The organism is Nonomuraea sp. NPDC049784 (assembly GCF_040659615.1).
In the GTDB taxonomy this organism is placed as follows: Bacteria; Actinomycetota; Actinomycetes; order Streptosporangiales; family Streptosporangiaceae; genus Nonomuraea.
Genome location: NZ_JBFAMX010000008.1, coordinates 54,028 through 67,140, shown reverse-complemented (window position 1 = coordinate 67,140; position 13,113 = coordinate 54,028). Strand labels below are relative to the sequence as shown.

At 69.4% G+C, this 13,113-nt stretch carries 11 protein-coding genes; 3 read left to right on the top strand and 8 right to left on the bottom strand.

The genetic code is table 11. The annotated features are described in order from the left end of the window. Positions 1-44: 44 nt before the first annotated feature. A complete protein-coding gene (locus AB0J09_RS04185; RefSeq protein ID WP_360684808.1) occupies positions 45-719 on the bottom strand; it encodes a hypothetical protein in 675 nt (224 codons plus the stop codon). 175 nt (positions 720-894) lie between these two features. Here AB0J09_RS04185 and AB0J09_RS04180 point away from each other — a divergent pair, with 175 nt between their 5' ends. The 3 genes from AB0J09_RS04180 to AB0J09_RS04170 all read left to right on the top strand — a co-directional run bounded on the left by AB0J09_RS04180 (position 895) and on the right by AB0J09_RS04170 (position 4,917). After that, positions 895-2,106 carry a HupE/UreJ family protein gene (locus AB0J09_RS04180; protein WP_360684805.1) on the top strand — a complete coding sequence of 404 codons (1,212 nt, stop codon included), beginning with the start codon at positions 895-897 and terminating at the stop codon, positions 2,104-2,106. A 118-nt stretch (positions 2,107-2,224) separates the two neighbouring features. After that, positions 2,225-3,766 carry a metallophosphoesterase family protein gene (locus AB0J09_RS04175; protein ID WP_360684802.1) on the top strand — a complete coding sequence of 514 codons (1,542 nt, stop codon included), beginning with the start codon at positions 2,225-2,227 and terminating at the stop codon, positions 3,764-3,766. A 146-nt stretch (positions 3,767-3,912) separates the two neighbouring features. After that, positions 3,913-4,917, top strand: coding sequence for a DUF916 domain-containing protein (locus tag AB0J09_RS04170; RefSeq protein WP_360684799.1), 1,005 nt, complete (start codon positions 3,913-3,915; stop codon positions 4,915-4,917). An 81-nt stretch (positions 4,918-4,998) separates the two neighbouring features. Here AB0J09_RS04170 and AB0J09_RS04165 read toward each other — a convergent pair whose 3' ends face one another. The 7 genes from AB0J09_RS04165 to AB0J09_RS04135 all read right to left on the bottom strand — a co-directional run bounded on the left by AB0J09_RS04165 (position 4,999) and on the right by AB0J09_RS04135 (position 13,071). Continuing rightward, positions 4,999-6,219 carry a cytochrome P450 gene (locus AB0J09_RS04165; protein WP_360684796.1) on the bottom strand — a complete coding sequence of 407 codons (1,221 nt, stop codon included), beginning with the start codon at positions 6,217-6,219 and terminating at the stop codon, positions 4,999-5,001. Then, positions 6,123-7,448, bottom strand: coding sequence for a cytochrome P450 (locus AB0J09_RS04160; protein ID WP_360684793.1), 1,326 nt, complete (start codon positions 7,446-7,448; stop codon positions 6,123-6,125). Before AB0J09_RS04160 ends, AB0J09_RS04165 begins: the two co-directional genes overlap by 97 nt. Beyond that, positions 7,445-8,023 carry an ATP/GTP-binding protein gene (locus AB0J09_RS04155; RefSeq protein WP_360684790.1) on the bottom strand — a complete coding sequence of 193 codons (579 nt, stop codon included), beginning with the start codon at positions 8,021-8,023 and terminating at the stop codon, positions 7,445-7,447. The genes AB0J09_RS04160 and AB0J09_RS04155 overlap by 4 nt, the downstream gene beginning before the upstream one ends. After that, positions 8,004-8,354, bottom strand: coding sequence for a DUF742 domain-containing protein (locus AB0J09_RS04150; RefSeq protein ID WP_360684787.1), 351 nt, complete (start codon positions 8,352-8,354; stop codon positions 8,004-8,006). The genes AB0J09_RS04155 and AB0J09_RS04150 overlap by 20 nt, the downstream gene beginning before the upstream one ends. Then, positions 8,351-8,758: a roadblock/LC7 domain-containing protein gene (locus tag AB0J09_RS04145; RefSeq protein WP_360684784.1), complete on the bottom strand. Its 408-nt coding sequence runs from the start codon at positions 8,756-8,758 to the stop codon at positions 8,351-8,353. Before AB0J09_RS04145 ends, AB0J09_RS04150 begins: the two co-directional genes overlap by 4 nt. Before the next feature lie 55 nt (positions 8,759-8,813). Further along, positions 8,814-10,412: a hypothetical protein gene (locus AB0J09_RS04140; protein WP_360684781.1), complete on the bottom strand. Its 1,599-nt coding sequence runs from the start codon at positions 10,410-10,412 to the stop codon at positions 8,814-8,816. Positions 10,413-11,031: 619 nt separating this feature from the next. Then, positions 11,032-13,071 (bottom strand): cellulose binding domain-containing protein, encoded by a 2,040-nt coding sequence (locus AB0J09_RS04135; protein ID WP_360684778.1) that lies wholly within the window; start codon positions 13,069-13,071, stop codon positions 11,032-11,034. Between the last annotated feature and the right edge of the window lie 42 nt (positions 13,072-13,113).

Genomic DNA, 13,113 nt, shown 5'->3' with positions numbered 1-13,113 from the left:
TTCGCCGGGGTGGCCGACTCGTCACCCATGCGCCCACAGGCCGGCTAGTCGAGCCAGACCACGATGCCGGTCAGGCCGTTGAGCACGGCCGCGACACCCGCCCGGACGGCGCGCCCGGCGCGCTCGGTGGTGAAGGTGGCGGGATCGTACGTCGAGGACATGCCGAGTCCCTCGCCGCGGAACGACGCGCCGGTCCAGTCGGCGGCGGTGACGTTCTCCGTGGGCTCGGCCAGCTCGGCGCCGACCACGAGGAACCGCTGGTCGAGGTGGTTCGGAGTGACCATGGCCAGGGGGTCGACGAGGTCGTTGCCGGCGCTGATGATGAGGTCGGGCGTCAGGTTGATCGCCCTGCTGATGCTCGGGATGAACTGGTCCGGCTTCGCGGCCGCGATGGTCTTGAGGCTGACGTCCTCCTCCTCGGCCCACTCTGTCACGGCGCTCACCAGCGTCCTGGTCTGAGGGTCTTCTCCCGCGGTGAGCAGCACCACGCGGTAGCCCTCCGACGGACGGACCCCGTCCCAGGAGCGGGGCCGCGGCGTGATCGTCGCCTCCGGGGCGGGTGGTGCGGCCGGGTCGGAGAACCCCGGGCCGAGAGTGCCGACGGCGGTGGGCTTCGCGTGCGGCTGGGACCAGTCGTCGCTTGAGCTGCACCCGCTGACCAGTACGGCGGTCGCGACTGCCGCGGCCAGTATGCCGGCGGGCAGAAGCCGGGAGCGCATAGAGATCGTCCTTCGGGGGTGGTGGGGAAGTGCGCCTACTTCCTACCCCATCACCTGGGGCATTTCGAGACGGCGGCCCTTTCCGCCGGGTGTGGTTCGTCGTTGGTTTGCGCATGAGCTGCCGTTCGTTCATCTGAGCCGAGCAGATTGCGTTCGCAAACCGAAGAGGAGTCACATGTTTCACGCCGCTCGGCGTCGTGCCTGTGCCGTCGTCGCCGCGGTAGCCGTGGCCGTTCTGCTCAGTGCCGTGCCCGCTCTTGCCCACGGGTTCACCTCGACCGTGTACGTCGACCTCACCTCGCCCGGGATCGGGCACGTCCGCTCCGAGCTCGAGCTGGAGTACGACCTGCTCGTCGTCTCGGCTGCCGACTCCGAGAAGGACGATCCGCTCTTCCGCGCGGGCACCGCGGCGTTCGAGGCCCGCGACGCGGCGGAGCAGGCCGCCGCGCTCCACGCTCACGCCGGCTCGGTGGTCGCGTACGTGACCGAGCGCTTCGGCGTCACGGCCGAGGGCGCGGCGTGCACGGCGGCCCAAGACGGCGACTTCACGATCGAGCAACGCGAGGGTGTCCCGTACGCGCTGCTGGTTCTCGACTACCGGTGCCCGGGGTCCGCCGAAGCGCACGAGGTGCGCAGCGGGCTGTTCCCGGATTCCGAGGGCTATGTGCGCGACACCAAGACGGTGGTCACCTACGACCTCGACCTGACGTCCGGAAGCGCCGCCCTCGACGCCAAGCAGCGGTCGTTCTCCACGCAACAGTCCTGGGCCGAGCGGTTCTGGGAGTTCTTCCGGCTCGGAGCCGAGCACCTGCTCACTGGGCTCGACCACATCCTGTTTCTCCTGGCGCTCATCGCGGGGTCACGCCGCCTGCGCGAGATCGTGCTGGCGGCGACGACCTTCACGCTGGCCCACTCGGTGACCTTCATCCTTGCCGCCCTCGGCCTCGTACAGGTGCCCGCGTCGTTCGTCGAGCCTGTCATCGCCCTCTCGATCGCGGTCGTCGCGGGCTGGCATCTGTGGCGGATCTGGCGGCGCCGATCGCATGCCACGGATCTTGAGAAGGCCGGGCACAGTCACCTCAGCCTGGACCCCGCCGGCTGGGCGCGGCTCGCGGTGGTCTTCTGCTTCGGCCTCGTGCACGGACTCGGCTTCGCCGCGGCGCTGGGCATCGACCAGGCCTTGTCGTGGACGCTTCTGTGGTCGCTGCTCGTCTTCAACGTGGGCATCGAGGCCGTCCAACTGGCGATCATACTCGTCGTCTTCCCGCTGCTCGCCCTGCTGCGCCACCGCCGACCTGTCGCGGGGCTGTGGGCGACCGGGACGATCGCAGCGGGTGTGTCCGTGATGGGCCTGGTGTGGTTCGTGCAGCGAGTCCTCGGAATCTGAGACTCCGTCACAACTTCTGCCGTGCGCAACAGTGCGCCTGTCCCGCGTTCACCCCGAGGACACCGAACTCCGCAATCTTGACAAAGCTCACTATCACCCTCAAATGGATGGAAATCTGATGAAGCTCGACAACCGGGCACAAGGCCCGGGGTTTGCTCGACGCCGGCTGGCTTCGGGTGCCACCGCGGTGGTCATGGGCGTGACCGCGGTGCTCGGCAGCGGCCTGACGACCGCGGCCCACGCTGCCGATGGCGCGCAGCTCACCGGCATCGTCCTCGGCGTGGGCGCCAATGAGTCGCAGCGTGTCGTGTCCTGGTACTCCTTGGCCAACACCGCGCAGGTGGTCGAGGTCGCGCCGACTTCCCGGCTCGTCGACGGCAAGTTCCCCGCGGACGCCGTGACGTTCCCGGCCACGGTCGCCGCCAACAGCGTCAACGGCGGCTACAGCGCTCACGCCACGATCGACGGCCTGAAGCAGAACACCGCGTACTCCTACCGCGTCGGCGCCGAGGGCAGCTGGTCCACGACGTACTCCTTCAAGACCCAGGACTTCAAGGGCAACAACCTCGACTTCCTGTTCTTCGGCGACCCGCAGATCGGCTCGTCCGGCAACGTGGCGAAGGACGGCGCCGGGTGGGAAGACACCCTGAACGTCGCCCTCGCCGCCAACCCGAACGCCGAGCTGCTGGTCTCGGGCGGTGACCAGGTCGAGAGCGCCAACAACGAGCCGCAGTGGGACGCGTTCCTCGCGCCCGACAAGCTGCGCCAGTACCCGTGGGCCGCCACCATCGGTAACCATGACGTCGGCGGCAAGGCATACGAACAGCACTTCTGGACTCCGAACACCGACCGATCGGCGCCGTACTACAACGGCGCGGCAACCACCCGGTCGGGCGGTGACTACTGGTTCACGTACAAGAACGTCCTGTTCATCGACATCAACAGCAACGCCTACGCCAGCGGCTCCGATGCCGCGCACATCGGCTACATCACCGATGTCGTCAAGAAGCACGGCGCCGATGCCAAGCACACGGTGCTCATCTACCATCACTCGATCTACTCGCCGGCGTCCCACGCGAACGACAGCGACAACAAGCAGCGTCGTCAGGACTTCCCGACCGCCTTCTCGCGTCTCGGCGTCGACCTGGTCCTGCAGGGTCACGACCACAGCTACTCCCGCAGCTACATGATCAAGAATGGTCAGAAGGCGAACAAGGACGAGCAGCCCGCCGCCACGGAGGTGTCCCAGGGCCCGGGCGGCGTCATCTACGTGACGGCGAACTCCGCGTCCGGGTCGAAGTACTACGACCTCACCGCTCCGGACACGACCAAAGACCCGAACTTCGGTCCCGACCCGCTCAACCCCAAGAGCCACTGGGCCAACTCGGTCGAGAACCAGGAGCACGTCCGCACCTACGTGAAGGTCCAGGTGCGTGGCAACAAGCTCGTCGTCGAGAACATCCGCAGCGGCACCTGCGCCGCCCCCAACGCCGCGGTGGAGCTGGGTCAGGAGTCGTGGTGCGGCCCGGACAGCGGCGCCAGCGCCGCCCAGCCGGTCGGCTCCACCGTCGACAAGGTGGTCATCCACTCGAACGGCGACGACAACGGCGAGGCCGACGTCGCCGCGTCGGCCTCGCCTGAGTCCAGCTGGCTTCAGTAGAGAACCGAGGGCGGTGCCGACGCCCTCACGCTGCAACGCGCTGAGTTGATGGGGCCCGCTCCACCTGGTGGGGTGAGCACCCTCGGGTGCCCACCCCACCGCACGCTTTTCATCCCGCCGCTCCCAGACTGCCCGAGGATCACCAGATGCGCCCGCCCACACCGCGTACGACCACAGCAGCCGGAACCCTCACCCAGGCCACTGTCGTGGTGCTGCTCGCCGCGCTCGGTTTCCTGGGGCTGGGGGCCGGACCCGCGGCGGCGGACGGCGACGTCCCCTGGACGGTCGGCACGGCCTCTAATGACTTCGGGTCAGGCCGGCAGAACTACAGCTACACCCTCAACCCGGGCGGGCAGCTCAAGGACGGTCTCGTGGTCGTCAACCGCGGCACCACACCGCTCCACCTGGCCGTGTACGCCGCCGACGCGTTCACCGCCGAGGAGGGCAAGCTCGACCTGGTCACCAAGGACACGAAGTCGACAGAGGTGGGTGCGTGGGTCCACACGGAGCGGCCCGACGTGACGGTCCGGCCGGGGGAGTCGGTTGAAGTGCCGTTCACGGTCGCTCTTCCGGACGACGCCGCGCCCGGCGAATACATGGGCGGCATCGTCACCTCGCTGACGGATGGGGTCAATACGGACCGGCGTCTCGGCATCCGGATCCGTCTGCGCGTGGGTGGCGAGCTCAAGCCGGGCCTGGCGGTAGAGGACCTGCGCGTGCGCTACTCGGGTACGCCCAATCCGTTCGGGAAGGGTGACGCCACCGTCACGTACACGATCCACAACACGGGCAACGCCATCCTCACCGCTCGGCAGGCGGTGTCCATATCCGGTCCCTTCGGGCGCCTGGGCGTCCGCGTGGGGCAGATCGACGACTCGCCCCAACTGCTCCCGGGCGATACCTGGAAGGTGTCCGTCCCGGTACACGAAGTGGTTCCCGCGCTGAGACTGACGGGGACGGTCGCCCTCGTCCCACTGCTCACCGACGCGTCGAACTCGGTCGCTCCGCTCGCCGTCGTCGAGACCACGACGCACGCCTGGACCGCCCCCTGGACACTGCTGCTTCTCGTCGTCGTTCTCTGCGGGCTGGTCGTCGCGGTCTTCCGGCACCGCCGCCGTCAGTCCAAGCTCCGCGAAGACGCTCAGGAGTGACGTCGGCGGGTCCTATAACGGCATCGGCAACCGGCAAGCCCGGCCGGTGAAGCGGCCCCGGCCGGGCGTCGCCGGTGACGGTCAGCGGTGCAGCAGGAGCGGCAGGCTGCTCCAGCCGTGTGCGATGAAGGACGGGACGTGCGTCAGGTCGCTCTCGTCCACGGCCAGCCGGAGGTCCGGGAACCGGGCGAACAGCGCCGGCAGGGCGGTGAGCGCCTCCTGGCGGGCGAGCGGAGCCCCGATGCAGCGGTGCACGCCGACGCCGAAGGCCAGGTTCTCGTCGCGTTCCTTGGTCGGGTCGAACCCGTCGGCGGCCGGACCGTGCTGGTCGGGGTCGTGCCCGGCCGCCAGGTAGCTGGTGATGATCGCGTCGCCCGCCTCGATCCGTACGCCGCCGATCTCGATCGGCTCGATGGCGAACCGCAGCGGCAGGTTGGCGATCGACGGCGCCCAGCGCAGCGTCTCCTCGATCACCGCGTCCCAGGAGATCTCTCCCGCCAGGACACGCCGGAGGTGGTCCGGATGGGTGAGCAGGGCGTGTATGGCGTTGCCGATCAGGTTGACGGTGGTCTCGTGCCCGGCCGCGATGAGGAGCAGCAGGGTGTCGCGCAGCTCGTCGTCGCTGAGCGAGTCGCCGCTGTCGCGGACGTTGATCAGCTCCGTGGTCAGGTCGTCGCCCGGGTGCTCGCGCTTGTAGGTGACCAGGGCGGGCAGTACGGTGCCGATCTGGACCGCCGTGGCCGCCGCCTGCTCCGGGGTGGCGGTGGTGTCCATGATGGCCTCCATGATCTGGGCCATCTCCACCCGCATGTCCGCGGGGACGCCGAACAACTCGCAGATCACCCGCATCGGCAGCGGGTGGGCGTAGGCGCTGCGCAGGTCGACGGCCTGGCCCGGCGGCACCGCGGCCATGGCGTCCAGCAGCTCCGCGACGATGCCCTCGACGATCGGCTGCATGGCCTTGGTACGGCGCGCGGTGAAGCTCGGGGCGATCAGCTTGCGCAGCCGTCGGTGCTCCTCGCCGTAGGCGCTGAGCATGTTGGACACGCCGATCCAGGTCATGATCCAGGTCCAGCCGGGCTCGATGAGCGCCTGAGGCAGCAGCCGCCAGTGCCGCTTGTCCTTGCTCACCAGCGGGTCGAGGATGAGCTGCTTGAGAAGGTCGTGCCGGGTGACCGCCCAGGCCGGGATGCCTCCCGCGAGCTCTACGAGGACCAGGGGGCCGAGGTCACGTAGCCGGCGGACCTCGCCGGGGAGGTCGGAGCCGAAGGGATCGAGGACGACGGGGGCTGCACTGCCCACGGGGATTCTCCTGGCTGATCGGGGCGGATGGGGGTGAAACGCACCGGCAGATGCGCCAGCGCACGGTGGAACGGGCCGGGCCGCCACAACAGCTCGTCGCGGGGCACGGTCAGTTCGAGGTCGCACAGGTGAGAGGTCAGGCGTTCGATCGCGGTCATGGCGATGACCACGGCCGGGTCGCTGGCCGGGCAGCGGTGCGGCCCGGCGCCGAAGCCCAGGTACGCGCCGCCGTCGGAGCGCAGCTCCTCGGGAACGTTGGTGGGCTCGGTGTTGGCCGCGGCGTAGGAGACGAGGACCAGCTCGGCCGGCTGGATCCAGGTGCCGTGGAAGTGCACGGGCTGGCGCACGAAGTACGGGCCGTAGTTCGACATGGCGGGCTCGGCGCGCAGGGCTTCCATGAGGGCGTCGTACGTGCTGAGCGCCCCGTTGGTCAGCGAGCTGTAGTAGCGGTCGTCGCTGACCATCCGGGAGATCGTGTTGGAGATCAGGTTGGCCGTGGGCTCGTAGCTGGCGGCCATCACCAGCACGATGTTCTGCGCCAGCTCGTCGGGGTTCAGCGTGGCCGGATGGTCGATGAACCAGGAGGTCAGGTCGTCGCCCCGCTGGGCGTACTTGGCCTGGATCAGCTCGCCGATGTAGCGGCTGAACGCGTCGCTGCCCCGCGCGCCCCTCTCGCCGTCAGCCTCCATCAGGTCCGCCAGTGCCTCGATCAAGCCGGCGCTGTCGGAGTCGGGCCGCCCGAAGAGCAGGTTGAAGACGCGCGCCGGAATGAGCTGGGCGAAGTCGGCGACCAGATCGGCCTCGCCCTTCGCGGCGAACTGGCCGATGAGTGAGTCCGACACCTCGCTCACCATCAGGCGCAGCTTGTGCGGCTGGATCAGCTGGAAGCAGTCGGAGATCACCTTCCGGTAGCGGGCGTGCTCGGCCCCGTCGGAGAACAGCGCGTTCGGCCGGTGGCCGAGCATGGCGATCGCCCCCGCGGCCTCCGGAGTGTCGGGGAGCCGCGTCTGCCAGGCGCTGGGGTTCTTGCCCCAGACGCCGCCGGCATTGGTGAGCACGTCCAGGGCGGCCTGGTAGCCGATCACCAAATGGGCCTCGATGCCCGGGGCGATCTCCACGGGCGCGACCGCGCCGTGCCGACGGCGCAGCTCCGCATAGATCGCCTGCGGGTCCCTGGCGTACTCCGGCCCGTACAGGCGCCCGGCTTCGGGCATATAGCGCATGGTCATGACAGCACCAGCTCTCTGATGTGCTCCACCAGCGCGATCAGCGAGGCGCGGGCGGAGGCGGGGTCGCGGGCGTCGCACACCACCAGCGGCGTGTGCGGGTCCAGGTCGAGCGCCTTGCGCAGCGCATCCGGCGGGTAGTCCGGCGAGTCGGGGAAGTGGTTGACGGCCACCGCGTAGCGGATGCCGGCGTTCTCCACCAGGTCGAGGACGGCGAAGCTGTCGTCGATGCGGCGGGTGTCGGCCAGCACCAGCACCCCCAGCGCGCCGCGGACCAGCTCGTTCCACAGGACCTGGAACCGGGTCTGCCCCGGCGCCCCGAACAGGTACAGCACCACCCCTGGCAGGGTGAGGCGGCCGAAGTCGATCGCGGTGGTCGTGGTCGTCTTCTCGTTCACGCCGGTGAGGTCGTCCACCAGAGTGCCCGCCTGGGTGAGCACCTCCTCGGTGTTGAGGGGCTTGATCTCCGAGAGGGCACTCACGATGGTCGTCTTGCCCACGCCAAACGGCCCTGCGATGACCAGCTTGACCGGGATGTGTTCGGTACTGATACGGCTGTCAGAGAGCGCGGAGGCCACTGAGCACCAACTCCAAGATCTCGATGTCGGGCAGGTCGGCGGCCGGCGGATCGCGGGTCAGCAGCGTTCCGCCGCCGACCAGCCCGGCGACCAGCAACCGCACCACGCAGTACGGCAGGCCCAGGTGCGCGGCGCACTCGTACACCGACAACGGCCCGTCCCGCAGCAGTGCCAGCAGATGCGACCCCGGAGGGTCCAGCCCGTCGGTGGCGGCGTCGGGCGCGATGTAGACCAGGGTCGTACGCTCGACGCTGATGTGCTCGGGCACGGTCAACCTCGCGGCGGCCATGTAGTCCGGAACGACCCGCCGCCGTTGCCGTCCGGAGGTCATGTCCGGACGCCCGGCACCCTGGCCGCGCTGGCCTCGTCGAGAGCCTTGATCAGCTTCTGCACCTGGAGCTGCACCTCGTAGGCCAGTGCGCCGATGTTGACCGACCCGGTGGCGGCGACGACGATGGCGGCGCGGTCGCCGGCCGGGGCGATGTAGTAGTAGCCGCTGCCGGCGGAGATGACGATGTCCACCACCTCGCCGTCGGTGCCGTTGCTGAGGCCGTCGCACAGGGCGCGCGCGGCCCCCAGTACGGAGCTCGTCATGGCGGCGGCCCGCTCGCCGCTCTCGGTGGTCACGTCGGCCGAGCCGCCGAGGATGAGCCCGTCACGGCTCAGCACAACGCCGCGGGCGACACCGGGCAGTGCCAGCAGGGGTGACAGGACCCAGGACACGTCGAGGGACAACGGGCGACCCTTGGTCTGAACACGGCCGGAAGCACTGTGAGTGTCCATGGAACGGTCAATTCCCTTCGGTGATGTCGTGCTGCTCGGTCGGGAGCGCTTCGCGGCGGCCCGCTTCCGCTCCGACCTGGAAGTCTCCCCACCGTTTCTGGGCCTCTTCCGGGGTGGTGAGCAACCTGCCGTCAGAGCCGTGAGAACTGCCTCCAGTGGGCCTGGAACCGGACGTGGCACGTGGCGGCGACTGGCGGCGACGCTGCGGCAGCGGCGCCAGATCCTCCGCCGGTCGTTGCTGGGGCGCCGTCGCGGGCTCGTTCCGTACGGCCTCGGTCCGTACGGAGGAGGCGACGGGCTCCGGCCGCGAGGCCGCCACCGGCTCCGGTTGGACAGCCATGGCGGTGGCCACCGGCTCCGGCTGGACGGCCGGGGCGGCGGCCATGGGCCCCGGCCGAATGGCCGTGGCGGCGGTCGGGACGGCGGCGCGGACCGGCTCGGGTGCCAGCACCGACGGCCGGCTGTCCTCCGGCATCTCCACCAGCAGGGCGGTGGGGATGTTCAGCACGGCCTGCACGCCGCCGAAGGCGCTCTTCTTGACCGTGACCTGCATGCCGTAATGCGCGACCTGGCGGCCGATCGCGGCCCAGCCGGTGCGGGGCGGGTTGCCCATGTCGACCAGGCGGACCGGCTGGGTGCCGCTCAGCAGGCGGGTCGCGCGGGCGTACTGGTCCTCGTTGAGGCCGACACCGGCGTCGTCGATGACGATGGCGGCGCCGTTGTTGGTCTCGTGCACGGCGATGGTCACCTTGAGCGTGCCGTGGGAGTGGTGGACCGCGTTGGCCAGCAGTTCGGCGGTGATGAACAGGATCGACTCCGCCGCGCGGGCGGCGACCCCGATCCGGCGGCGCAGGTGGTTGGCCGGGCCCTCGATGCGCAGCTCGAAGTTCTCCACGCGGGAGATGGCGCCCACCATCAGGTCCACCAGATAGGTGTCGTCACGCGACAGGCCGGTCGTGGCGCCGCAGGCGATGCCGGTGACCTGCACGCGACGGATGATCAGTTCGTTGAACATGTCGAGCCCCAGCACCTCACGCAGCAGCGCCGTGTGCTCGTCGCCGCTGTAGCGCTGCTGCACGCCGGCGAGCAGGTCCTGGGCGCGCAGCGCCTGGGTCTGCACGCGGGACATGGCGCCCCTGACGACCGCCTGGGCCGCCTCGTCGATGCGCTCGCCTTCCTCGCGGACGCCGCGGGTGAGCGCGTCGAGGATGGCGCGGTGCTGCCTGTCGATGTCGGTGCCGGCGAGCGCCGGGTTCTGCACGCCGGGCACGATCACGTGCGGGGCGCGCAGGTGGGACAGCAGGGCCGGGATGCGCTTGGAGATCAGGTGCTCGGTCTCGGCGCGCACGAGGTCGTGCTGGGCGCGGGCCTCGCGCAGCAGCTCCGCGCCCTCCTGGGTCTGGCGCTCCGCCTGAACCAGCCGCTGGTTCCTGGCGCTGGTCTCGCGCGTCAGGTGCTCCTGTGCCTGTCGGGCCTGAACGAGCTGCCCACGGGCCTGGGAGAGGTCACGGCGTACGCGCTGGTGGAGGATCAGGACGCCCCCGAGGGCGAGGGCGAGAATTACGGCGGCGATGATTATCGGGACGCTGAAGGAGTCTGGCGGCATGACAAGTCCTGGGGTCGGGGAGAGCCGGCGGGAGATGTCGACCGCCGAAGAGCCCGCTAGCGGCGCGTGTCGGTTTCACAAGGTGGCCGGCGGGGACGCGTCGGCGTGGCCCGCGCCCTTCCGCGACGTCGGCACGGCTGCGTGCCTGGTGCGGCTCTGCCTGAGGCGTGGCGGGGCCAAGCGACATGGGCAACCTCGATCTCAGCGGAACGACGGCCAAACGGGAAAACCAGTATTCCCGTTTAGTCACGATAGTCAACCGTGTGTAAGGCCGTCACTGGCGTTCGGCTGCACATTTTGTCCGCTTTGTCCGGATTGGGAAGCGGGGCGTGAGTGAAGGAGGCCGGGACGATCAGTCAGGGGGCCAGTTGGAGCCCGCATAGGTGGTGCACTCGTCAATTCCCAGCTTGGTTCGGAGCATTGTTCCGGGCCGTTCTGGTAAACGACATATCCGCTGCGGCACGCTTTGATGAAGTGATCGCATTCTTCACTGAGCGCCTTATATCCCCGGCAATCCTTCCCGTGGAAATCGCCCTTCTTGCACGAGGTGTAGTCGCGCCCGCGTATTCCACCTGCGTGCATCGGCCGCCCAGGGGCATGGCCCCCGGGCGGCGCGCGGTTACTGGGTCGTGCAGACGGTGCCGTTGAGAGTGGAGACGGCGGGCAGGACGTTCGGACCGCTGTAGTTGCCGACGAAGCCGATCGTGGTGGACGCCCCCGTGGCGAGGGAGCCGTTGCCGGACTCGTTGACGACCTTGACGTCCGGCCCGTTCTGCGTCCAGACGGCGCTCCAGCCGCTGCCCAGGCTCTGCCACGTCCTGGGCCAGCTGAAGTTCAGGGTCCAGCCGTTGACCGGGGCACCGTTGTTGGTGATGTCGATGCCGCCGACGTAGCCGCTGGCCCAGTCGGTCTGGACGGTGAACCGCACCGAGCAGGAACTGGACGCCGGGGTGCCGGTGGTGAACGTCAGCGGCGGTGAGGCCCAGGAGAGGCCGCCGCCGCTGTCCCGTGCGATCACGTTGAGCGTGTAGCGGGTGCCCGGCTTGAGGTTGTTGACCGTGAACGAGGTCCCGGAGGTCTCGCCGAGCTGCTCGCTGATGGCACCGTTCTGACGGTAGAGCTCGTACTTGACGATCGGGCGCGAGCCGGGAGTGGCGGCGGGCCAGGAGATCGTGGCGGCCTTGTCCGTCACCTGAGAGGCCGTGGGTTGTCCCGGCGCGCCCGGGCGGCCGGTCTGAGCTGTGGCGGGGTGCAGGATGAGCGTGGTCAGGGAGAGCGGCGGCAGGGTCTGGCTCGCCGCGCTGCCGGTGGTCGAGGTGGTGATGCTGGTGGCGCCGTTGGTGTGGGTCAGTACGGTGGGCGCCCCGGAGGCCGGGGTGTAGCCCGAGTAGTCGATCGCGACGGGGTACGACGTGTCCGACGAGGTGTTGATCAGCAGGACCGCCAGGTCGCCGTTGGGCCGGCGGGCGGCGTGCGCGCTGACCTTCGCCTGGTCGGTCGCGGCCCGGATGAACTGGTCGCCCGGCCGGGCGAACTTGCTCACCATCTGGAGCGCGTAGTACGGCGCGAAGGGCGTGTTGAGCGCCGGCTCGCAGACGCTGCCGTCGGACGTGCACACCCCGCTGGACAGCAGGCCGAAGTCGCCGTAGTCGGTGTGCCCCTCGACCTGAGTGACGTTGCCGATGCCGTTGTGCACGTTCCACCAGTCGACCGTGAACACCCCGTTCGCCAGCAGCGTCGCGTAGGAGTCGGCGGCGGCCAGCGCGCCGGGCTGGGTGTTCGTGCCGTTGCTGCTCGACCCGGTGTTGAACTCGGTCATGGCGATGCCGATCCGCTCGGAGCCGGGCCCCGCGTACTTCGCGATCTGCTGGCGGGTGAGCTGGATCGTGTCGGGCACGTGTCCGGCCTTGTCCAAGGCGCCCGGATACCAGTGCACGATCACGTAGTCGATCTTCGGGCCGGCGATCGACAGGACGACCTTGTTCCAGGTGCCGCTGTCGCCGTCGGCGACGATGGCGTCGGGCCAGTTGGCGGCCGCGGTCAGCACCGCGCCGATCTTGATGGTCGGGTCGACCGCCTTCATGGCGTCCGCGTAGGCCACGACGTTGCGGGCGTACTCGGCCGGGCTCTTGTCGGCGTGGTTGTCCGCCTCCCAGGCGGAGCCGTAGTGGCCGTTGCCGTAGTTCTCGTTGCCGATCTCCCAGTACTTGACGCCGTAGCCCTTGGTGACGTTGGCCTGGCGCACCCAGGCCGCGGCCTCCTCGGGGGTGCCGGTGCCGTAGTTGGCGGTCACCATCGCCTGCGCTCCGGTGCGCCGCACGCCGCGCATGAAGGTGTCGAAGTCGGTGTTGGGAGCCACGTAGCCGCCTGGGGCGGTGTGGTCGGCCCAGTGGTAGATGTCGGAGTAGGAGCCGCCCGGATAACGCAGCATTTTCACGCCCGCGTCCTTGAGCCGGTCGGCGGTCTCGTCAGTGCCCAGGTTGGTGTCCCAGATCGCATGGTTGGAACCGATGCCGGTCTCGGGGACGGTGGAGAGCGCGGCGCGCGCGTTGACGGTCACCGCTACAGGGGTGACGTCATCGGCGTACGCCGCTGGGGCGTTCAATGCGGTCAGCGTCAGCAGGAAGGCGGACGCGGCTCGTAACAACGTTTTGGGCATCGGCGTACCTCGCCTGGTCAGCGGTATTCACTCGACGCCTCC